This window comes from Ensifer oleiphilus, assembly GCF_013371465.1.
Lineage (GTDB): Bacteria > Pseudomonadota > Alphaproteobacteria > Rhizobiales > Rhizobiaceae > Ensifer > Ensifer oleiphilus.
On the sequence record NZ_JABWDU010000003.1, the window covers coordinates 224,773 to 245,177 of the forward strand.

Annotated in this window: 21 protein-coding genes; 10 read left to right on the top strand and 11 right to left on the bottom strand. The window is 58.7% G+C overall.

Annotation, left to right across the window (positions count from 1 at the left end; genetic code table 11):
• Positions 1–46: 46 nt before the first annotated feature.
• Genes HT585_RS13765 through HT585_RS13775 form a run of 3 tightly spaced genes read right to left on the bottom strand, consistent with a single transcriptional unit; the run spans position 47 to position 2,423 of the window.
• Positions 47–1,390 (bottom strand): sensor histidine kinase, encoded by a 1,344-nt coding sequence (locus HT585_RS13765; RefSeq protein ID WP_246707682.1) that lies wholly within the window; start codon positions 1,388–1,390, stop codon positions 47–49.
• Positions 1,390–2,055, bottom strand: coding sequence for a response regulator transcription factor (locus HT585_RS13770; protein WP_176353477.1), 666 nt, complete (start codon positions 2,053–2,055; stop codon positions 1,390–1,392). Before HT585_RS13770 ends, HT585_RS13765 begins: the two co-directional genes overlap by 1 nt.
• Positions 2,052–2,423, bottom strand: a complete 372-nt coding sequence (locus tag HT585_RS13775; protein WP_176353478.1) for a PepSY domain-containing protein — start codon at positions 2,421–2,423, stop codon at positions 2,052–2,054. The genes HT585_RS13770 and HT585_RS13775 overlap by 4 nt, the downstream gene beginning before the upstream one ends.
• Before the next feature lie 132 nt (positions 2,424–2,555).
• On the opposite strand from HT585_RS13775, the gene HT585_RS13780 reads away from it, so the two are divergent.
• Positions 2,556–2,831 (top strand): PepSY domain-containing protein, encoded by a 276-nt coding sequence (locus HT585_RS13780; protein WP_176353479.1) that lies wholly within the window; start codon positions 2,556–2,558, stop codon positions 2,829–2,831.
• Positions 2,831–3,403, top strand: a complete 573-nt coding sequence (locus HT585_RS13785) for a cytochrome b/b6 domain-containing protein (protein WP_425513744.1) — start codon at positions 2,831–2,833, stop codon at positions 3,401–3,403. The genes HT585_RS13780 and HT585_RS13785 overlap by 1 nt, the downstream gene beginning before the upstream one ends.
• 408 nt (positions 3,404–3,811) lie before the next feature.
• Here HT585_RS13785 and HT585_RS13790 read toward each other — a convergent pair whose 3' ends face one another.
• Positions 3,812–5,692 (bottom strand): bifunctional metallophosphatase/5'-nucleotidase, encoded by a 1,881-nt coding sequence (locus HT585_RS13790; RefSeq protein WP_210270414.1) that lies wholly within the window; start codon positions 5,690–5,692, stop codon positions 3,812–3,814.
• A 493-nt stretch (positions 5,693–6,185) separates the two neighbouring features.
• Positions 6,186–7,262, bottom strand: a complete 1,077-nt coding sequence (locus HT585_RS13795) for a sensor histidine kinase (protein ID WP_176353481.1) — start codon at positions 7,260–7,262, stop codon at positions 6,186–6,188.
• A gap of 676 nt (positions 7,263–7,938) precedes the next feature.
• On the opposite strand from HT585_RS13795, the gene HT585_RS13800 reads away from it, so the two are divergent.
• From HT585_RS13800 to HT585_RS13815, 4 genes are all read left to right on the top strand, one after another.
• Positions 7,939–8,634: a VIT1/CCC1 transporter family protein gene (locus HT585_RS13800; protein ID WP_176353482.1), complete on the top strand. Its 696-nt coding sequence runs from the start codon at positions 7,939–7,941 to the stop codon at positions 8,632–8,634.
• 245 nt (positions 8,635–8,879) lie between these two features.
• Positions 8,880–10,427, top strand: coding sequence for a cryptochrome/photolyase family protein (locus HT585_RS13805; protein ID WP_176353483.1), 1,548 nt, complete (start codon positions 8,880–8,882; stop codon positions 10,425–10,427).
• 15 nt (positions 10,428–10,442) lie between these two features.
• Entirely contained in the window at positions 10,443–11,138 is a 696-nt protein-coding gene (locus HT585_RS13810; protein ID WP_176353484.1) for an SDR family NAD(P)-dependent oxidoreductase, read from the top strand.
• A 318-nt stretch (positions 11,139–11,456) separates the two neighbouring features.
• Entirely contained in the window at positions 11,457–12,695 is a 1,239-nt protein-coding gene (locus HT585_RS13815; RefSeq protein WP_343213977.1) for a class I SAM-dependent methyltransferase, read from the top strand.
• A gap of 292 nt (positions 12,696–12,987) precedes the next feature.
• Here the strand turns inward: HT585_RS13815 and HT585_RS13820 are convergent, their stop codons facing one another.
• From HT585_RS13820 to HT585_RS13835, 4 genes are all read right to left on the bottom strand, one after another.
• A complete protein-coding gene (locus HT585_RS13820) occupies positions 12,988–13,377 on the bottom strand; it encodes a DUF302 domain-containing protein (protein ID WP_176353485.1) in 390 nt (129 codons plus the stop codon).
• 158 nt (positions 13,378–13,535) lie between these two features.
• Complete coding sequence (locus HT585_RS13825) at positions 13,536–13,898, bottom strand: EF-hand domain-containing protein (RefSeq protein ID WP_176353486.1); 363 nt, start codon at positions 13,896–13,898, stop codon at positions 13,536–13,538.
• 273 nt (positions 13,899–14,171) lie between these two features.
• Complete coding sequence (locus HT585_RS13830) at positions 14,172–14,594, bottom strand: ArsR/SmtB family transcription factor (protein WP_176353487.1); 423 nt, start codon at positions 14,592–14,594, stop codon at positions 14,172–14,174.
• On the bottom strand, positions 14,591–15,229 hold the full coding sequence (locus HT585_RS13835; RefSeq protein ID WP_176353488.1) for a peroxiredoxin: 639 nt from the start codon (positions 15,227–15,229) through the stop codon (positions 14,591–14,593). The genes HT585_RS13830 and HT585_RS13835 overlap by 4 nt, the downstream gene beginning before the upstream one ends.
• Before the next feature lie 130 nt (positions 15,230–15,359).
• On the opposite strand from HT585_RS13835, the gene HT585_RS13840 reads away from it, so the two are divergent.
• The 4 genes from HT585_RS13840 (at position 15,360) to HT585_RS13855 (ending at position 18,196) form a co-directional block, all read left to right on the top strand.
• Positions 15,360–16,298, top strand: coding sequence for an MBL fold metallo-hydrolase (locus HT585_RS13840; RefSeq protein WP_176353489.1), 939 nt, complete (start codon positions 15,360–15,362; stop codon positions 16,296–16,298).
• Between the two features lie 5 nt (positions 16,299–16,303).
• On the top strand, positions 16,304–16,735 hold the full coding sequence (locus HT585_RS13845; protein ID WP_176353490.1) for a YeeE/YedE family protein: 432 nt from the start codon (positions 16,304–16,306) through the stop codon (positions 16,733–16,735).
• Positions 16,735–17,169, top strand: a complete 435-nt coding sequence (locus HT585_RS13850; protein ID WP_176354161.1) for a YeeE/YedE family protein — start codon at positions 16,735–16,737, stop codon at positions 17,167–17,169. The genes HT585_RS13845 and HT585_RS13850 overlap by 1 nt, the downstream gene beginning before the upstream one ends.
• A 235-nt stretch (positions 17,170–17,404) precedes the next feature.
• Positions 17,405–18,196: a sulfite exporter TauE/SafE family protein gene (locus tag HT585_RS13855; RefSeq protein ID WP_176353491.1), complete on the top strand. Its 792-nt coding sequence runs from the start codon at positions 17,405–17,407 to the stop codon at positions 18,194–18,196.
• A gap of 169 nt (positions 18,197–18,365) precedes the next feature.
• On the opposite strand, the gene HT585_RS13860 is transcribed toward HT585_RS13855, so the two are convergent.
• Both HT585_RS13860 and HT585_RS13865 read right to left on the bottom strand, forming a co-directional pair.
• Positions 18,366–20,024, bottom strand: a complete 1,659-nt coding sequence (locus tag HT585_RS13860) for an FMN-binding glutamate synthase family protein (RefSeq protein WP_176353492.1) — start codon at positions 20,022–20,024, stop codon at positions 18,366–18,368.
• Between the two features lie 165 nt (positions 20,025–20,189).
• Positions 20,190–20,396, bottom strand: a complete 207-nt coding sequence (locus HT585_RS13865) for a hypothetical protein (protein ID WP_176353493.1) — start codon at positions 20,394–20,396, stop codon at positions 20,190–20,192.
• Between the last annotated feature and the right edge of the window lie 9 nt (positions 20,397–20,405).

Below are 20,405 nucleotides of genomic sequence, written 5' to 3' on the forward strand. Positions count from 1 at the left end.
GGGATGCATGCACCAAGGCTGTAAGGTGCCGTGCAATCACCTTGCTTCAAAATCCAATCGCTACACGCAGACCTCCTGCTTCCCTGTTCTCAATCGTCAGGCGCAGGCCGTAGACATCGGCGATGTCGCGGACGATCGCCAGTCCTATGCCGGTCCCAGGCATCGACGTGTCGAGCCGTTTGCCTCGTTCCACCATCGATTTCAGTCCGGATGGACTTGCGCCCGGACCGTCGTCCTCGATGACGAGCACACGACGATCGGCATCGGCACCCATGGTAACGCGAATGGAGGAGCGGCTCCATTTTACCGCATTGTCGAGGATGCTGCCCAGAAGCTCTTGCAGATCATTTGGGTCAACGGGCACCACAATATCGGGCGGGACGTCTATCAACCAATCCAATGCCTCGCCGCGCGGGGTGCGTTTCAGTGTCTTGACGATCATGGCAATCGACACTGCAAGGTGGGCGTCGGACGCGCGCAGACCGGCGCTGGCAGCAATGCGGCTGCGGGTCAATTCCCGGTCCACATGAGACTGCATCATAGCGGTCAGGTGCGCTATTTCGTCGGCCATCTGCCCCTGCCCTCTCTCGCGCAGGGTGGCTGCATCGTTTGATAGTACTGTCAGCGGCGTCTTCAATCCGTGTGCAAGGTCTGCTGCGCGCGTCTTTGCTTTCGAGATCAGCTTGGCCTGCGCCTCAAGCAACTGGTTGACGGCGTCGACAACGCCCGTCAGTTCTTTCGGATAAGGACCTTGAAGCCGGTCCGCCCGGCGCTCTCTGATCCGGTCAAGTCCCGCGCTTACAGCTGAAAGCGGTCGAAGACCGAACGTGAGCTGCGCGACTGATGCAGCCACCAGGAAAATGGCAAGCGCCAGCATGTAAGGAACGATATCGTATGCGAAGGCGCGGCTGGCGTTTTCGACCACGGAAGCGTCGATAGCGACCGCGATGCGGATCGCCCGCTGACCGCCCGGTGCGGCGAAGATGATCCTGCGTTCCTGCACGACCACGTCCGCGAGCTCCGGACCGGCAAGCCGATAGCGATGAATAGCCCCCACTTCGTGCTCGTCATCAGGCAGCGGCAGGGAATAATCCCAAAGCGAAGGTGACCGGAGGCTAGTGCCGCGTTGATCGTCTTCCACCTGCCAGTAGAGCCCGCCATAAGGTTCTTCAAAGCGACGGTCCACAGGCCGCGCCTCGAGCGTCACTGCGCCATCGGCGCCAAACTGCAGAGAACCGGCAATATTATTGATATGCCCCGAAAGCTCCTGGTCGATGCGGTCCTCAAGATTGCGGGTGAAGAGCGAGATGAGCACGATACTCGCCATTGCCAGCGCGGCCACAACACTGCCCGCCGATATCAGGAGAAAACGCGTGCGGATCGATTGCATCAATCGAGCTCTTCGCCAAGACGGTAGCCATATCCGCGACGCGTGGCGATGACGTCGCGCCCCAGCTTGCGGCGCAAGCGCCCGACCAGAACCTCGACGGAATTGCTCTCGCGATCAAAATCCTGAGCATAGAGCTGTTCGGTAAGTTCGATCTGGGAAACGCTACGGTCTCGATTGTGCGCAAGAAAGGCAAGACAGCGATATTCGAGAGGCGTCAGATCGACAGCCAACCCGTCCTTCATGACCACCTTGGTGCGCGTGTCGAGCGAAACGGGGCCGAATGAAATGACCGGACTTGCCTGACCTGCACTTCGGCGAATGATGGCGCGAAGCCGGGCAAGCAATTCGGCCATCTGAAACGGTTTTGTCAGATAGTCATCGGCACCGGCGTCGATGCCCGCGACGCGCTCTTGCCAGTTGCCACGCGCCGTCAGAATGAGGACGGGCACCGTCCTGCCGGCATCTCGCCAGCGTTTCAGAACTGAAAGGCCGTCAAGGGATGGAAGACCAAGGTCGAGAACCACCGCGGCGAACTCCTCGCTGTCGCCAACAATCCATCCAGCTTCCCCTTCCCTTTCATGCACGATCAGAAAGCCGGCCCTTTCTAGGTTGCTCACGATGTCGCGCGCGATCAGCGGATCGTCTTCGACAAGCAAGATTCTCATTCTTCGTTCTCGACCTCCAGAATATCGCCGGTGGCCGCATCGACCTCGACCTCTATCAGACGATCGTTCGCCGCAAGAATCCGGAATTCGTAGACTGGTCGCCCGTGCTCCCGATCGAATTTCGTCGACACGATCTGGCCGTCAAATCGCGCTTGGACGATACGGCGAAGTGCGGCCAGCGATTTGATGCTGCCGCTGCCGACCCCCCTGCGGATGCCTTCGCGCGCATCATCGCCCTGCTGCATCTTTCGGTTATCGTCATCGGCGTGTGCGTCAACTGTGCCGCCGAACGCCACGCCCAGAATGACAGAGGCGACCACCGCTATTTCGAAGGTGTTCAGCAGCCATCTCAAACGATCAAATCCCATGTCTCTCAATATCATCTCAAAGCTGAAATTTCGCTGACATTCTCGGTCAGCTATCGCTCAGTCCCCGTGGCCTAGGTTCGGCATCGGTTCGAGCATTGGTGCCCGGCCGAACTCAACAACGGAGCATTGTCGATGATGAAATCTCTCGCTGCAACCCTGCTTACCCTGACAGCCCTGGCTGGCGTCGCCCATGCAGACGACGACGCGAAATGCGGAAACGTACCGCAGAACCAATGGATGACCGAGGATGCGATGAAATCCAAGGCCACCGAACTCGGCTTCGACGTTCGCAAGATCAAGGTCGAAGACGGTTGCTACGAGGTCTACGGGATCAAGGACGGCAACAAGGTTGAAGCTCTCTTCAATCCGCAGACAGGCGTTCAAGTCGGCGTTGACGGAGACGATTGATGCGGATGGCTCCCGACGAATTTGCCCCCCTCAACACCGGTCGCGATCAGCGGCCGGTACGGGTCAAGGTTTGGGATCCCGTGGTGCGTATTTTCCACTGGTGTCTGGTCGGTATGTTCACCTTCTCGTTCCTGACAGGCGATGAGTGGAAGGCAGCGCACGTGCTTTCCGGCTATATCATTCTGGGCATTATATCTGTTCGCGTTCTCTGGGGCATCGTCGGCTCCGAACACGCCCGTTTCGCCAACTTCATCTACGCTCCACACGTTGTCGCGCGCTTCCTTTTCGATACTGCGCGACTGCGTGCCAAACGCTACCTCGGCCATAACCCGGCAGGGGGAGCCATGGTCATTGCACTATTATCGATGGTCACCTGTATCGGTCTGACCGGGTACATGATGACCACGGATGTGTTTTGGGGCATGGAGTGGGTGGAAGATGTCCATAAAACCCTGGTTTACCTGACGATTGCCCTGGTATGCCTGCATGTCGTCGGCGTCATTTTGGCGAGCCTGGAGCACCGCGAGAATCTCGTGATCTCGATGATCACGGGTTGGAAACGTCGCAATTAACGCATGAAATTACAGTCTTATCATTTGCCTGCGGACGTCCGCTTTCTCCCGTCCTGTTGACCGGCAGCGGACGTCCTTCCTTTGCGCCAAGCCGCAGTTTCGCAGCCCACGTCATTTCCTCCCCCACGCCCGGCCCCAGCCATCGCACTCTATGGGCGCAAAAACAGCACCAACTGAAAATGGCGCGTCAGCTGCAAGGCCACCGCATGATTTCTGCCGGCTTCACCATCGCCAATGGCTTTGTACAGTCGAGTAACATTCCCAACCCACTGGTAGATCGTCTGTCCAGGGAGGGCTTGCAATGATCTTGAGGCCCCTGACAGGCCGTCCGACCCACCACACGCAAAACCGCGTCTCGTTCGGAAACGCGGTTTTGCATGTCATCGCACTCCCCTCGGTGCAGTGGATCTAGCGGAGGAGATGAACCCTTTGATCGAGCGCAACACCCGTTTGTGTCCCCACGGTTCTGACTTCGCGGATCATGGCCACCACCTCATTGCGATAAATCAATCCGGTGTGGTCAAACGGCAGGCTCCTGAGATCCATGCTGGGGATCTGTCCGGGGACATCGCCGCCAATCGGCTTACCGTTCCAGGTCTCGCCAAATCCCCCAAGTGCAACATAGGTGTTGAACGCCACCTTGTAATTCTGATCAAGTGCATGCTCGATCGGCTTGCCCGCTATTGTGATATCAAACGCCTCGGCCTCGCGAGCACTGCCATTGAGCTTGATGGCGTAACGCAAGGCGGAAGAAAAGTGCAGGAATCCGCGCGACACAAACGCCGAAGTATCGACCTTGTCGACCTCCTCCGGCCGCAGGATGCGTTTTGCGTTGCTCGTGAGCATGTCGCGGATCTGCGCCCCGGTCATGGTGGCCACGTGTACGCCGTCCGCATAAGGCATCACGTCATACCACTGGCGGAAGCTGAGGGAACCCTGCGACAGGCCCGACGCAAGGCCTGAGGCGTTAAACAAGGCAATATCGATGCGACCATTCGGGAAGTTCTCCGAACGTTTGACCAGGGCATCGTTCATGAAGTTTGCCAAGGCCGTTTCACCGACATACCGGTCGGCGAAGGTGCGCTTGGTCGAGACAAGCTGGTCGTCGGGCACTTGGCCGATAACTTCGTTCAGACGGGTGTCGAGCGCCTTGATGAGCGGTGCCACGTGGGCCTGTTCGAAATCGACATCATAATCTTCCTCTTGTTCGAGAGCTTCGAAGCCGGGTTCGCCAGCCTTGACGCGCTCGTCTCGGCTCTTGGTGGGGCGCAGCCCAACTGAACTGAACCATCCCTTGCGACCATTTTCGGCGCGGATCGACATGGCGATCTCCCCCAGGAAGGCACCATGTGCCTGGGCCTGGGTGATCAGAACGCCCTCGACCATATTGTGAGGGTCTATGCCATCGGCATTGAGCTTGGTGTGGGTGTGAGCGCCGATGATCACGATCGGCTTGTCCGTCAGCGGGGCGATGGTTTCGGCGATTGCAAAATCGCCTTCGCCAATGGTCCGTGTTGTGCCCGCCTTACCGCTCTTGTGCTGCTCGCTGCCATAACCGCAGTGCGACAACACCACGACCATGTCGGTAATCGAGGCCAGCGCCGGCAGCACGTTGCGTACCGCATCGAGCGGGCTCGCAACCGCCAATCCCGGATCGGCAGGCTGCCCCACACGGGTATCGACGGAGGTAGTGAGGCCGACAAAGCCTATCCTCAGCCCTTTTACCTCGCCAATGGCGGCAGCCACGTAGTCATCGTCGCGCTTCAAGAAAGCCGATCCATGCACATTGGCGGAGAGCAGCGGAAAGCGAGCATCTGTGGCAATGCCCTTCTTGAGCACTTCGGCGCCGCGGTCGAATTCATGGTTGCCCAGCACCGCAACATCGACGCCTCCGGCCGAGTAGACCCTATATCCGGCATCAGCGATGAATTCCTGTGGCGACCAGCCCATCAACTCGTCGAAGATTGAGCCGGTGTGGTCGTCACCACCGGAGATGAACAAGACCACCTCGTCGTCGGCGGCGCCGGCGCGGAGCGTTTTCACTTGCTTGACCATCTGCGAAAAAACGTGAGTGTCGCCCTTCTTCGCATGCATTTCGGTGATGTGATTGTGCATGTCGTTGAAGTGCATCAGCCGCACCAGTCGGCGCTCGCCCTGCTCAAGGCCGGAGGCAGGAATCGGCGCCCCTGCTTCAGTGACGATCGACTGGATCGGTCCCGCAAGAGGGTCACCTTTAAGCAGATAGAGCTTCTCCAAGGCACCGTTCGGGTTCGGCGTGCTGGCGATCATGGCCAATTCGCCCGTCGCGGGCGCCGCGTGAGCGCGAAATACCAGGTATGGCGACACGGCCGCAGTGGCTGCTAGCGCTGCTCCGCCTCTCAGGACCGACCGCCTGGAGAAACGGCTTTCAATTTTCGTCATTAGTGTACCCTCTTGTCAGTAACGCGCAGGTTGCGTGCACCTGTGCGCCGCTGCACTACCGAGCCCACATGACAGGGGCATGAAGGGTGTCGCCAAAGCTATGAGCGCGCCGTTGCAGCCGCGCTCCGCTTCGGACTGCTTTTCCGCTCGAAAACAGCGGCAGGGACATCATCGGCCTTGTTCTTGATGAGGATCGTCCTCGAAGCCGCAGTGGCAACAGACCTTTCGGGGGCCGGTCATCGGCGAATGCGCCCCGATGCCGCACGCAAGCCGTCCCGGCTTGCTCCTCAACTTCTTGATTTTTGGTTCGCATGTTCTCTCATGCAATTTACGCCCGGGCGGGCACGCCCGCCATATATCGTCACGCGGTGTTGGGCATCCGGGACGTGAAGGTTGCGTGGGTAATCGAAACGCTCAGCCCCGTCGAACTTGATGAGGTCTCAACCCGCGCATCGAGTTGCTTGGCCAGCGCCTCTATGATGAGAGTGCCGAAGCCGGAACCGGGCTTCGGGTTCCCCTGAACCGCGCCTTTGCCAACGCCGTTGTCAGAGACGACCAATTTCCACGCCGTGTCTTGCACCTCATAGCTCACGAGAACACGAGCGTCCGGCTTTGGCCGAGGGAAAGCATATTTTACTGCGTTAATAACCAACTCGGTCACGATTAGGCCCAGACTGACCGCGGTCTGCGACGGAATGCAGCTTTCATTCGCTGTAACATCGATCCTCACTGGATTGCTGTCGAGCACGATAGACTTTGCCAATCCCGCGCAAAGTTTGTTCAGATAAGCGGCGACTTCGATCTGGTCGATGCCATCTGTGAGATACAGGTAGTTCTGGACTGCAGCCACCGACATCACCCTTTGATGGGCATCTTCAAGATGGTGACGCGTCTCTTGTGATGTGACGGCACGAGCCTTTAGCATCAGGATACTGGCAATAATTTGAAGACTATTGGCGACCCTGTGCTGCATCTCCTGAAACAGGACGCGCTGTTGGGCCAGCAACGCCTCCGTGCGCTCCAGATAGGCCTGCTTGTCCGCCTCGGCCTTCCTTGCTTCCGTTACATCCCTAAACACCAACAGGGTGTTGGAACGCAGTGCGCCATCGTAGCCGACGGTCATAGTCGTCAGGAGCATCGTACGCCTGCCAAGCTTGGATACATCGCGCTCGAATTCGAATCCGGCGATGGGTCTGTGCTGCTGGATTGCCGTCGTCAGGAGATCGCGCAGGACCGGTATATCCCATTGCCCGCTAGCGAGATCGAAGAATGTGATCCCGTGTGAATGGCTAGGATCGATTTCGAACGTCGAATAAAACGCGTTGTTCGCAGCAACAACGCAAAAACTGTCGTCCAGGACCACGAATGGTTCCGGAATGGTTTCAACGATCGCAAGAGCAAGTGTCCTTGCATCCTCAGGGTTTTCAAACTGCCTCATGGCGCCTCCCCAATCAACGTGGCTCTTCCCTTGCGCCTGGATCACAGCCTGATCTTTACAACATTCTCATGTTCCCTATTAAAGCGAGCACCGGTCGCATTCGTGGAACGGCCGCCACTGCCAGCAATAAATCGGGAGCCCAAGATTGCAGGGCGCAATGGATCAGATTTGTTGAACGCCAACGCAACGTAAAGGTGCGGCCTTCACACGTTACCGTGCCGTCGAGTATCCCGCAAAGCCGCTCCGCTCGAAGGCCCGGTGATCGTGAACCTTAGCTTGATACGTATCACGTTCAAAGAGGAAGCGCCGCCCTCCCGGCGCGCACGCCTGCCCGATTTCAGCTTCCACTACGTCCTTGTCGCGAGTTTGCGATGCTGCGCCTCGCCCTCGTTTTGTTGATGTCGGTCAAGCCCCCTCCCGGACGGCATGATAACGTTTATTGCATCAGATTCCGCCTGGCAGATTTCAAATGGGAGCATTGAGAATGCTGGACTATCGAGTGGCGGCCGGCAGAACCCCTCCGCAACGATCGTCGCTCCCGCAGTTCGGCGACACAACCATCCACGTAGCATCCCAGTTGATCGTGTATCCGTTGTTGCCACAGGCGTCACCGACAGATCGCCACGGCTGCGGCCGCCGCGGCGGTGCACGTTGACGCAACGGCGAGGAGAAAAACATGAGCCGCATGCATCGCGAAAACCATCTCGTCTCGCGCATTGGCTGGCTTAGGGCTGCGGTCCTTGGCGCCAATGACGGTATCGTTTCCACTGCAAGCCTTATCGTCGGTGTCGCCTCCGCTTCGGCCGCCAGCTCCGAAATACTGATCGCCGGCATCGCAGGCATGGTTGCAGGCGCCATGTCGATGGCGGCTGGTGAATATGTCTCGGTAAGCTCGCAGGCGGACACCGAGCAGGCGGATCTGGCCCGCGAAACAAGCGAACTCGCCACGCAACCAGAGTTTGAACGCGAGGAACTGGCGCAGATTTACGTCGAGCGCGGCGTCGAGATCCAACTGGCAAGGCAGGTCGCAGACCAACTGATGGCAAAAGATGCCTTGAAAGCTCATGCACGGGACGAACTGGGGATCTCGGAAATCACGACGGCACAACCTGTCGTAGCCGCCCTCACATCGGCATGTACGTTTGCCGTTGGAGCGATCATGCCCCTCGGAATGGTGGTGATCGCACCAGCGGACAGCCTTGTCATCGCGGTCTCAATCGCGTCGCTCGTATTCCTCGCACTCCTTGGCGCAATTGGAGCAAAGGCGGGCGGCGCGAATGTGATCAAAGCGACTGCCCGGGTAACCTTTTGGGGCGCCTTCGCCATGGCGCTGACGGCAGGCATCGGTGCGCTTGTCGGTACCGCGGTTTAGCGCGCAAGGTCCCTTCCTAAATCGGTAGAGCGCAACACCGTATCGCTTCCGGTACGAGCGATGGCCCGTTCCACGGCGCCGCTGAAACCGCGACAGCCTCTCGCAACGCCGTGGTCGAAATGCGATGCCGCACATCTTTGAAACCGCCTTCCCAATCGACAAGTCGCGGAATCCGCGGGACCTAGGCGATCCGTCCGCGGGGCGGGTGCGTACAACGACAGTATGCCCAACCGGTTCCAGAGATCATGGCCTGCTGTAGAAATCTCATCTTCATCCTGGGCGACCAGCTCTCGCCTGAAATTTCGAGCCTGAGTGGGGCAGACCCACGGCGCGACGTGGTTCTGATGTGCGAAGTGGCACAGGAGACAACCTATGTGCGCCATCACCGCAAGAAGATCGTGCTGATCCTGTCCGCTATGCGCCATTTCGCATGTGAGCTTCGCGCGCGAGGGTTCGAGGTTCGATATGTTCACCTCGACGAGGCGAACAATTCCGGCTCGTTCACCGGCGAGTTGAAGCGTGCGGTTGAGACGCTTCGACCACATCGTGTGACAGTGACCGAACCAGGGGAATGGCGGGTGATGCAAGCTGCCAAGCTCTGGCAATCGGAAATTGGCATTCCCGTCGACATTCGTCAGGATAATCGCTTCCTTTGTTCGCACGCGGAATTCGCGCATTGGGCTAACGGTCGCCGCGAACTGACGATGGAGTTCTTCTATCGCGAGATGCGGAGGAAAACCGGCTTGTTGATGCAAGGCGACGCGCCGCTCGGCGGTCGCTGGAATTTCGACTGCGAAAACCGAAAACCTGCAAAGCCAGATCTTTTTCGCCCCGAGCGCATTCGATTTGAGCCGGATGCGACGACATGCCAAGTTGCACAACTGGTGGAGGCGCGCTTCCACGGGCACATGGGGACCCCTGAGGGCTTTCATCTTGCCGTTACGCGCGCCGACGCCGAGCGGGCGGCAAATGCGTTCCTAACGGACTTTCTACCCGAGTTCGGCGCAACGCAGGATGCGATGCTAAAGGACGATCCCTATCTCCACCACTCTCTTCTATCGTCTTACATCAATCTCGGCCTGCTTGATCCACTCGCTCTTTGCCATGCGGCCGAACGGTCCTATCTCGAGGGGCGCGCCCCCTTAAACGCTGTCGAAGGATTTATCAGGCAGATCATCGGCTGGCGTGAATATGTGCGCGGTGTTTATTGGCGGTTCATGCCAGATTATGCGGAGCGTAATTTTCTCGCAGCTTCGCGTCCCCTTCCCGAGTTCTTCTGGACGGGCCGGACCAATATGGCCTGCCTTGCGACAGTCATCAGCGAAACCATCGCCACCGCCCACGCTCATCACATTCAACGACTGATGGTGACCGGCAACTTCGCCATGATCGCCGGTCTTGATCCCCATGCGGTGCACGAGTGGTATCTGGAGGTTTATGCGGATGCCTACGAATGGGTGGAATTGCCCAACGTGATTGGTATGAGCCAGTTCGCCGACGGCGGATTGCTGGGCTCGAAGCCCTATGCGGCCAGCGGCGCCTATATCTCGCGAATGTCTGACTATTGCGACGCCTGCCGCTACGACGTGCGCCGCAAGACGGGAGAAGGTGCCTGTCCTTTCAATGCCCTCTATTGGGATTTCCTCGATCGCAACATCGACAGGCTTTCCACCAACCGGCGGCTCGCGCAACCTTATGCGGCCTGGGCACGGATGAACGAGAGTATGAAAAGTGAATATCGACTAAGCGCCAATGCCTTCCTGAAGAAACTCGATGACGGGCTCGATGTTTAACGAGGACACATTCAAATGCGACTTGCATCTCTACCGAACGACTACCGTGCGCTGGTCATTGGAGCGAGCGGGGGAATAGGTGCTGCGATTGCCGATCAAATCGGCATTGATCCGGATTGCCGTGAGCTTGTTCGGCTTTCACGCAGGCACGATGGCCTTGACGTAACAGACGAGCAAAGTGTCGCGGCCGCTGCGGCGTGTATCGAGGGAGAGATTCATCTGATTTTCTGTGCGACAGGAGGATTGACGATCGATGGGGTGGGGCCGGAGAAGTCGCTTCGGCAAATCGCACCGGATGCGATGATGAAACAGTTCGCACTCAACGCGCTTGGCACAGCGCTCATCTTAAAGCATTTCGTGCCAAAGCTCGTTCGGCGCGAAAGGAGCTTGATGGCGTTCCTTTCCGCAAGAGTTGGTTCAATCGGTGACAATCGCCTCGGAGGCTGGATCTCCTACCGGGCCTCCAAAGCAGCACTCAACCAGATTGTTCGCACCGCTTCCATCGAAATCAACCGCACCCATCCGCAAGCCACCGTCGTCGGGCTTCATCCAGGAACTGTGGCAACCAAGCTTTCGGTGAATTATGCCGCTGGCCGCCAGCGAATGCTTCCCGAAGAGAGCGCCAGAGCGATGCTCAACGTTCTTGGTCGCCTTGGCCCCGCAGATACAGGTCGTTTCCTTGCATACGACGGCACGCCCATCGATTGGTAGAGCGATTGACGTGTCCCCGAAGGTTCGATGACGGCAGCGCTACCCGGGCTTGTGGAAGCCATGGTTATGAAGCCTTAAACGCGCCTTGCTGTGGCGGGATCGACGCCTTGCGAAATTTCTGCCTCAACCGATCCAGCGCACCCCTGGTTGCGTATCCGTTCAGAAATGCAGCAATTAGAAAAGATATTAGATGCGAATTCAGACGGATAGGAAATTGCCGGACCATGCGCGGCGGGTTGCAATCGTTGGGTCGGGGCGTTCGGATCCTTCCGGGGCCTTGACGACAATCGTTGAGCGCACGATGTCCGGACGCAATTCATGATGAGCAACATTGGAAAGATCTCGGCGAGCGCGCGCTTGCCGTCGTGGACTCGTCTTGTCTGCGGCTGGGCCAACAGGATCACCAGAGGGCAGCTTACAATCCGTTTTCCCAATGGCTGCGAACACATTGCCCAAGGCTCGCTGCCTGGCCCATCGGCGAGGCTCGATGTGCAGTCGTCCAAGCTGGTATGGAAACTGGCTTGTGGTGGCAGTCTGGGATTTGCCCGGAGTTATATCGATGGCGACTGGGATACTCCGGATCTCGGGGCGCTGCTGCAACTCGGCCACGCCAACGAAGCGGCATTTGGCACTCTCCTCGACGCTGCTTGGCCAGCCAGGCTTGCCGCATTCATGCGACACCGCCTTCGGGCCAACACACGCGCCGGCAGCCGTCGAAACATCGCTTTCCACTATGATCTCGGCAATGAATTCTACCGTCTGTGGCTCGACAAGACGATGACGTATTCGTCTGCGCTCTTTCTTCGCGACGACCAGTGCCTCGCAGACGCGCAGTTGACGAAATACGCCCGCATTGCCGAAATACTCGAGCTGGGCCCGGACGACCACGTTCTGGAGATCGGCTGCGGTTGGGGGGGCTTTGCAGAATATGCAGCACGCGAGAAGGGCTGCCGGGTGACTGGGCTCACGCTTTCGCGCGAGCAGGAACACTTTGCCAGAGAGCGTCTGTCGGCGGCAGGTCTCAGCGACAAATCGCGGATCAGACTTGAGGACTACCGTGACTGCCAGGGGCAGTTCGACAAGATCGTTTCGATCGAAATGTTCGAAGCAGTCGGAGAGGAAAACTGGACCAAATATTTCGATGCACTGCGCAAGCTCCTGAAACCGGGTGGTCGTGCCCTGGTCCAAGTCATCACCGTCGCCGACAGTCATTTCGCAAGATACCGACGCAATGCCGATTTCATACAAACCTATATTTTTCCCGGTGGAATGCTGCCTTCTCCCGCGGCCTTTAGATCCGCGGCGGCGGAACAGGGACTGGCCGTGCCGAATGAGACGTTCTTCGGCGCGGACTACGACAGGACACTTCTTGCTTGGGACAAGGCGTTTGTTGAAGCTTGGCATCTGATCGAGCCGCTTGGTTTTGATGCACGCTTCAAACGGATGTGGCGCTACTATTTCCACTATTGTGCCGTCGGCTTTCGAAGCCGCCGGATAGACGTGGGACAATTCCTTCTCGAAGACGCCAGGAATTTGGATGGGGCTGCGGATTGCTGAAGCACGAGAAGCCGGCAGGCTCAGGGTAGCTTTGTCACAGCCCCGGCGAGAACTGAACGCTTCTGCGATCATAGGTCGAAGCATCGTATTCTGCGATCGCGACCCTCGCATCGAACGGCGAACCCGCTGTTCGATTGGCCACAAGTGAGCCACGACACCGGCTTTGCGCCTCGATCTGCCTCAACGCCCGCTCCCGCGAGGCCCAATGTGAAGCTGTGCAAACGTGCGCGTTGTCATTATCCCGGTTCGGCGTGTCTCGTTGAGCGGTTGCCGGTTTAGTGCAGGCCGGATGTCAGATGCTTTTGACAGTCTGCACGAGCAAGTCTCGAACGGTTGCGGCGACCTCCTTCAATTTGGTGTTTTCAATCGCCTGCATCGAGGCAACAGGGTCAATCGCACTCACCATGACATTGCCGCCGGCAAGAGATCTGACAATCACATTGCATGGAAGCATTGCTCCGACTTTCGGCTCCACTTTCATGGCCTCCAGCGCCATGCTCGGATTGCAGGCACCAAGGATAAGATAGTCGCCGACGTCAGCATCGAGCTTCTTCCGCATCGTGCTTCTGACGTCTATCTCCGTCAGCACGCCAAATCCGTGTTTGCCCAACGCATCTTTGGTTCTCTCAACCACGGTGGCAAACGGTGTTCCATCAATCGTCTTGTCAATTGTATAGGTCATGGAATGGGTCCGATCCGATCTCGTCGCCTGCTGCTGTAGAATGGTAGGCTAGATTACGCGCAGCCACAGCGCAGACCGGATGAGCCTCGCGATGCTACAGATGCGGTTTGCACGGACATTGATGGTGTTTTTGCCGCAAGGAAGCTCGTTCCCAGCCCCTATTGATCACGCATGAAGGCCTGCATTTCCTCGGGAGTCACCTTGCCGTCATTGTTCGCATCGACCTTGTCGAAGATTCGCTTATGGATCGTGGTGACTTCCTCGAACGAAAGGGCGCCGTCGCCATCGACATCGGCAATCACAAACATGATCTTCATCATATGACCCGGCATCATATTGGGCCGCATGCCACCCATCATGCCGTAGCGCCTCCCCCCCATCATCACACCCGGCATAGCCTCGGAGTAACCTGGCTGCGCATCTTGTTCTTCGGCGGGGGCCGCCTGTGCGAAGGAAAGCGTGGGGCTGCCTGCAATGAGCGTGGCGACAATCGCCACATGTGCGAGTTTTGCCGGTGTCATATGCGTTCTCCCTTCGAAGCAGGGAATCCGGTGCGGGGGGCTGTCCGCGTCCGCGCTTAGGTATTCGCCTGCAGTCGTATGAACATCCGACACACTAACAATGAAGCGGACCGGCTTCCTTGCGCCACGTCAATTGAGTTCGACATTTATCCAACCGGCTTGATCGCAAGCTCGAGGACCGACTTCATAGACCGTCCGTGATGTCGGCAGTCTCCGCGTACTTGACGATGGGTGTGGAAATAAAGGGGCGCTTCGCTTACGTGTTTAACGCAACTATCGGGCGGGTAGGATGCGTGCAAAATGTGCGGCGTCAACCCCAACGGACGGCGCACCCGAGGCTAGCGGTTTCACCGCTTCCACCGCCACTCCGGGAGCAGCCGTCTCCACGCCGCAGAACAGGTTGAAGAGCAGGTCCATTACCGCCTCGGCGCGGCCATCCGCGATCGAATAGTAGATCTGGCGGGACTGCCGCCGCGTCTTGACCAGGCCGGCCTGCCGGAGCTCGGCAAGTTGTTGAGAAAGGGCCGGTTGTTTCATGCCGAGCGCCTCCTGAATATCGCTGACCGACGATTCCTGCCTGGCGATCTGACACAACAGCATGAGGCGGTTTGCATTGCTGAACTGGCGCATGAAATCCGCTGCTTCCGGCGCCTTGGCGATCATCGTCTCCAGCGATACGCTGGGCTTCCCGCTCATGCCCGCTTCTCCCGGAAGTACCAGGTTTCGCCCTCACGCAGATCGTCTCCATCCATCTGAGCAATCAGCGCCTGTTCGACCAGCGCATCACCCGGCCTCCAGCCCTCGGGGGTGGAGGCATCTTCCCGTTCGGTAGTCTGGATCGCGGCGACAAGACGCAGCAATTCATCGACCGAGCGGCCGACATTCATAGGATACCAGACAATCGCCCGGATTACGCCGGCCGGGTCGATGACGTAAGTGGCCCGCACGGTCGCGCTGCTCTCGGAGGAGCTGTCGATCATTCCGTAGGCGCGCGAGATCACCATCGCGGCGTCCTCGACAATCGGGAAGGTCACCTTCACCGCGAACCGCTCATGGATATCGCGAATCCAAGCAATGTGGGAGTTAAGGCTGTCGACCGAAAGGCCCAGGAGGGCACAGTCGAGTTTCTCGAACTGCGGAGCCGCGCGAGCAAGCGCTATGAATTCGCTGGTGCAGACCGGCGTGAAATCCGCAGGGTGCGAGAACAACACGACCCATCGACCTCGGAAGGCCGACAACGTGATCGGCCCGGCCGTCGAGCGCGCGGCAAAGCCTGGCGCGAGATCATTCAAGCGCGGAGGGATGGCGGGAGGAATCGTCATTTCGTTCATCGTCGAATCCTGGCTGCGGTCGGTTTCCCATGTGATAGCTGCAAAGCACTTCGGAAGCCAGAATATACACACTTGCATATTTAATGTAAATATGTATATATCACGAAATCACTCACGGAGGATCACCGCCATGAACGACCCTGGCACCGACCTGCCCCTTGAATTTGCCCGCTCGCTCGTCGAGAACGCCCTCGCCGACCCCGCGAAACGTCCCATCGTCACATCGTTCTTCGATGATCAGACTTTCACGATCAGCCATGTGGTGCGCGATCCGCAGTCGAATGCCTGCGCCATCATCGACAGTGTGCTGGATTATGACGCAGCATCCGGCCGCACCACGAACACCTCCGCACAAGAGCTGATCGATTACGTCAAATCAGAAGGCCTCGAAGTGCAGTGGCTGCTCGAGACCCACGCTCATGCCGACCATCTTTCGGCCGCCCCCCTTCTCCAGGCCGAACTTGGTGGTCAGCTTGCGATCGGACGGGAGATCATTCGTGTCCAGGAAGCCTTCGGTAAAATCTTCAACGAAGGCACAGAGTTCCAGCGCGACGGCAGCCAATTCGACCTGCTGTTCAACGATGGTGATCGCTTCAAGATCGGCAACCTCGATGCGACAGTCCTGCATGTTCCAGGCCATACGCCCGCCTGCCTCGCCTATATCGTCGGCGACACCGTCCTGCCCGGCGACACGCTGTTCATGCCGGATTACGGCACGGCGCGCTGCGACTTTCCTGGCGGTGACGCCCGCCAGCTTTATCGGTCGATCCGGCGTCTCATGAAACTGCCGGACGAGGCGCGCATGTTTCTCTGCCATGATTACAAGGCGCCCGACCGCGATCACTACGCCTGGGAGACCACCGTCGGCGCCGAACGCACCGGCAACATCCACGTTCGCGACGGTGTGAGCGAGGACGAGTTCTACAAGATGCGCACCGAGCGCGACGCAACGCTTGCCATGCCCAAGCTGATCCTGCCCTCCGTGCAGGTGAACATGCGCGCTGGCCAATTGCCGCCCGCCGAGGATAACGGCGTACGGTATCTCAAGATCCCTCTAAATACGCTGTGATCGCAATGAACGACTTCAATATGATGTGGCCGCTGGCAGGCGGTCTTCTCATCGGCCTTTCGGCAGGTCTTTATCTCCTGACGACCGGTCGGATCGCCGGGATTTCCGGCCTCACGGCCGCTGCGATCGGCCTCACCGGCGCTGGCTTCAGCAAGCTCGGAATAGGCTTCCTGGGCGGCATTCTCGCCGGTGCGGCACTCGCTTCGGCCTTCATCCGCCAGCCAGAGATCGTCGTCACATCGTCAGCGCCACTGCTCGTCATTGCCGGCCTCCTGGTCGGTTTTGGAACGCGGCTCGGCTCGGGATGCACGAGCGGGCACGGCGTCTGTGGCCTTGCGCGGCTGTCGCCGCGCTCGCTGGTCGCGACGCTCACCTTCATGACCGTCGCCGCGGCGACTGTCTTCGTCGTCCACCTTGTCACGGGAGGTCCGGTATGATGCTTGCAAGAATCCTTGCCGCGATCCTGTGCGGTCTTCTGTTCGGCATGGGTCTCGTCGTTTCCGACATGATCAACCCGGCGCGCGTGCTCGCCTTTCTCGATATTGCCGGTAACTGGGATCCATCGCTCGCTTTCGTCATGGGCGGCGCTTTGCTTCCTTCCTCGATCGCCTACTGGATCCGCAAACGGCAAGCTGCGCCCGCCTTCGACGACCGGTTCCATGTTCCTGCAAACGGCCGCCCCGACGTCGCGCTGGTCGGCGGCGCCGTGCTTTTCGGTCTTGGCTGGGGGCTCGTCGGCCTCTGCCCGGGTCCGGCAATAGCCGCACTCATCACTGGCCATTGGCAGGCCGGCCTGTTCGTCACAGCTATGCTTGCCGGTATGATCATCCATCGCTTGACTTTTGGTCGCCCTTCCGCAGCGACGCAATAATCCGCGAGGAGGAAACTACGTATCACCGCAGGCTAACCAACACCCTATCCGTTTCTCCGCAGTAGGCTCTTTCTGAAATGACCGAGCTTGCCAGAATATCCCGGTCAGGGACGGGGTGGTCAGCAACGCTGCCGGCGACGTATCAGGCGCGGCACCTGAACTCGCAAGCACGCCCGTCTACCGGGCAAAATGTAAAGTTGCCGCCTGAGCGCGCGGCCAACAGCAAGGTTTAGACATGTATCTGGAACCCATCCAATACGCGCTCGGCGCGTTTTCCGGTATGCTTGTGGGCTTCACCCTCGGCCTCTTCGGCGGCGGCGGCTCGATCCTTGCGGTACCATTGATGGTCTATGTAGTCGGCGTTCAGAGCCCGCACCTCGCAATCGGGACAAGCGCATTTGCGGTTGCCGTCAATGCCTTCGCCAATCTCGTCGGCCATGCGCGCTTCGGCAACGTCAAATGGCGCTGCGCCGGGATTTACAGTTTATCGGGCATTGCGGGCGCCTTGATCGGGTCTACCGTCGGCAAAATCGTCGACGGGCAGCACCTGCTGATCCTGTTTGCCCTTCTCATGCTTGTCGTCGGCGCGCTGATGTTCAAGGGCCGAGGCGCTGAAGGAGATCCAGGCGCACAATGCTCGCGCGAGAATGCTTTGAAGGTCGTTACCTTCGGCGGACTGACCGGCATCTTTTCCGGCTTCTTCGGCATCGGCGGCGGCTTCCTCATCGTACCCGGCTTGATCGCATCGACAGGCATGCCGATCCTTTTCGCCATCGGCTCATCCCTCGTCGCCGTAACCGCCTTCGGTTTGACGACAGCTTTGAACTACGCCTTCTCCGGCCTCGTCGACTGGGCTCTGGCGGCAGTCTTCATTGGCGGCGGCGTGATTGGCGGATTTGTCGGAGGTTTCGCGGCCAGGAAGCTTGCCGCCCGAAAAGGCGCGCTGAATAGCTTCTTCGCGCTCCTCATCTTCGTCGTCGCTGGATACATGCTCTACAGGGGCTACCTCCAGATCTCCGGAGCCTGAGGCATGCACCAGAGCGTAGCCCGCGATTCCGGCGGCTGCGGCCCGAAAAGGCCTTGGCAGCCGGGATCGTGACGCTCAATCCCCTGAGAAAATTTCAGAAGAGCCGAAGGCGCCTGTGACCGATCAGGCTGGAATGCCTGTTCAAGCGCACATTTTCCCGGGCAAGCCGTCACGCTGCCTTACGTTTCCGAAAAGGTCCATGCGGGATCTCGGGTGGCGCAAAGCTCTCGGCGCTGGCGCGGTCCCAGCGATCGTGCCAATCGGCCAGCTCGGATATTTCCTCTCCCGCCACGAGAAATCCTTCGGGAAGGTAGGGGTAGGCTTCGTTGCCGTCGAGGAACTCGTTGTCCTTTTGCCGGAACATGAAGTGGTAGGGCATGAAGTTGCTCGGATCGTTGAGACCCGCCGCCCCAGCAATTTCCCCAAGCGCCCGCATGGTGTTGCGATGGAACCGGGCTACGCGGTCGCTCTTGTCGCCGATGTCAATCGCGCGCTGGCGTGTGGGGTCTTGGGTCGCGATGCCGACCGGACATTTGTTGGTGTGACAGGACTGCGCCTGAATGCAGCCGATCGCAAACATGAAACCGCGCGCGGCATTGCACCAGTCAGCTCCGAGCGCCAGAGTGCGTGCAATATCGAATGCGGACACGATCTTTCCTGCGGCACCGATCCTGACCTGGCCGCGAATACCAGCTCCGCGCAACGTGTTGTGAACGAAGGTGAGACCCTCGAGCATAGGCATTCCCACACGGTTGGCAAACTCCACGGGGGCAGCGCCTGTACCACCTTCAGCGCCGTCAACGACGATGAAGTCGGGTACGATACCTGTCTGAAGCATGGCCTTGACCATGCTCATGAATTCACGTCGGTGGCCGATGCACAACTTGAAACCGACCGGTTTTCCACCTGAAAGCTCCCTCAGTTGGCCCACGAACTGCATCAAGCCAATCGGTGTGGAAAACGTGCTGTGTGCCGCAGGCGAAGTGCAATCGATCCCCATGGCGATGCCGCGGGCTTCGGCGATTTCGGGTGAAATCTTCGATGCCGGCAACATACCGCCATGGCCAGGCTTGGCGCCCTGACTCAGCTTGATCTCGATCATCTTGATCTGGGGGTCCGCAGAAAGCCGGGCGAATTTTTCCGCAGAGAACTGGCCATCGTCGCCCCGGCAGCCGAAATAGCCGGACGCGACCTGATAAATCAGATCGCCGCCGCCCCGGCGGTGGTATCGGCTGATGCTGCCTTCACCGGTATCGTGGGCGAACCCACCCTTTCGCGCACCCGTATTGAGCGCCAGTATGGCATTGGCCGACAACGCACCGAAACTCATGGCAGAGATATTGTAGAGGCTGGCATCATAGGGTTGTTTGCAAGCCGGGCCGCCGACCCGCACGCGGAAATCCGTATCGGCGATGGTAACTGGTGTCGCTGAATGGGTAAGCCAGGCATAGCCGGAGCCGTAGACATTCTCGATTGTGCCGAACGGTCGTTTGTCCTCCTCGCCTTTGGCGCGTTGATAGACAAGGCCGCGATCCTGCCGATTGAATGGAACGGCGTCGTTATCGCTTTCGATGATATACTGCCGGATCTCCGGTCGGATGCTTTCAAGCAGAAAGCGCAGGTGTCCGACGACCGGATAGTTGCGCAAAATCGCGTGTCTATGCTGGCGCAGATCGCAAATACCGAGAACGAACAATGCGCCGCAGACTGCAGCAACAATGAACAGCCAGCCGCTGTACAATATGGCGGCACCAAGAGAGGCGAACGCAGCCACTCCGACACAACAGAACACAGCATAGCGCTGATTGGAAATGAGTGCCTTTACCATTGTTATCCGGTCCCAAAAAATGATCATGGCTATCGAGGGAGAAGCCGCGGTTCGAGATGTTCGCCAGGCAGCGAACGACACGACCTCTCCCAATATCCATTCTTTGGTAACCGAATGTTTATGGGACGATAAATGAGGCCGGTCGCTCGCCGCAGTCTCAGGTGCTTAGAAGCTTGCGCCTTCCAGTTTCGCCATCAAGGCATCACGATCCTCGATGGATTTCAGCCGCACCGTCAAAGCTGTGCTCTTGACGGGCACCTGGGGTGGGAGAGAGACGGCGACGCCCGGCAGGTTCAGAGCCGCCCACTCCTTGAAGCGCGGCAGTTTGTTCGGACCAATGATGGGAAAGGTGTGGCTATACTTGAAGCTCATTGCTGGCTC

Bases quoted from the DNA above. Each gene is read 5' to 3' on its own strand.
- HT585_RS13825 (WP_176353486.1), bottom strand. From the start codon at position 13,898: ATGACACCGGCAAAACTCGCACATGTGGCGATTGTCGCCACGCTCATT.
- HT585_RS13765 (WP_246707682.1), bottom strand. From the start codon at position 1,390: ATGCAATCGATCCGCACGCGTTTTCTCCTGATATCGGCGGGCAGTGTT.
- HT585_RS13775 (WP_176353478.1), bottom strand. From the start codon at position 2,423: ATGGGATTTGATCGTTTGAGATGGCTGCTGAACACCTTCGAAATAGCG.
- HT585_RS13780 (WP_176353479.1), top strand. From the start codon at position 2,556: ATGATGAAATCTCTCGCTGCAACCCTGCTTACCCTGACAGCCCTGGCT.
- HT585_RS13865 (WP_176353493.1), bottom strand. From the start codon at position 20,396: ATGAGCTTCAAGTATAGCCACACCTTTCCCATCATTGGTCCGAACAAA.
- HT585_RS13800 (WP_176353482.1), top strand. From the start codon at position 7,939: ATGAGCCGCATGCATCGCGAAAACCATCTCGTCTCGCGCATTGGCTGG.
- HT585_RS13805 (WP_176353483.1), top strand. From the start codon at position 8,880: ATGGCCTGCTGTAGAAATCTCATCTTCATCCTGGGCGACCAGCTCTCG.
- HT585_RS13855 (WP_176353491.1), top strand. From the start codon at position 17,405: ATGTATCTGGAACCCATCCAATACGCGCTCGGCGCGTTTTCCGGTATG.
- HT585_RS13830 (WP_176353487.1), bottom strand. From the start codon at position 14,594: ATGAGCGGGAAGCCCAGCGTATCGCTGGAGACGATGATCGCCAAGGCG.
- HT585_RS13835 (WP_176353488.1), bottom strand. From the start codon at position 15,229: ATGAACGAAATGACGATTCCTCCCGCCATCCCTCCGCGCTTGAATGAT.
- HT585_RS13810 (WP_176353484.1), top strand. From the start codon at position 10,443: ATGCGACTTGCATCTCTACCGAACGACTACCGTGCGCTGGTCATTGGA.
- HT585_RS13785 (WP_425513744.1), top strand. From the start codon at position 2,831: ATGCGGATGGCTCCCGACGAATTTGCCCCCCTCAACACCGGTCGCGAT.
- HT585_RS13790 (WP_210270414.1), bottom strand. From the start codon at position 5,692: ATGATCGCCAGCACGCCGAACCCGAACGGTGCCTTGGAGAAGCTCTAT.
- HT585_RS13850 (WP_176354161.1), top strand. From the start codon at position 16,735: ATGCTTGCAAGAATCCTTGCCGCGATCCTGTGCGGTCTTCTGTTCGGC.
- HT585_RS13770 (WP_176353477.1), bottom strand. From the start codon at position 2,055: ATGAGAATCTTGCTTGTCGAAGACGATCCGCTGATCGCGCGCGACATC.
- HT585_RS13840 (WP_176353489.1), top strand. From the start codon at position 15,360: ATGAACGACCCTGGCACCGACCTGCCCCTTGAATTTGCCCGCTCGCTC.
- HT585_RS13860 (WP_176353492.1), bottom strand. From the start codon at position 20,024: ATGGTAAAGGCACTCATTTCCAATCAGCGCTATGCTGTGTTCTGTTGT.
- HT585_RS13820 (WP_176353485.1), bottom strand. From the start codon at position 13,377: ATGACCTATACAATTGACAAGACGATTGATGGAACACCGTTTGCCACC.
- HT585_RS13845 (WP_176353490.1), top strand. From the start codon at position 16,304: ATGAACGACTTCAATATGATGTGGCCGCTGGCAGGCGGTCTTCTCATC.
- HT585_RS13795 (WP_176353481.1), bottom strand. From the start codon at position 7,262: ATGAGGCAGTTTGAAAACCCTGAGGATGCAAGGACACTTGCTCTTGCG.
- HT585_RS13815 (WP_343213977.1), top strand. From the start codon at position 11,457: ATGATGAGCAACATTGGAAAGATCTCGGCGAGCGCGCGCTTGCCGTCG.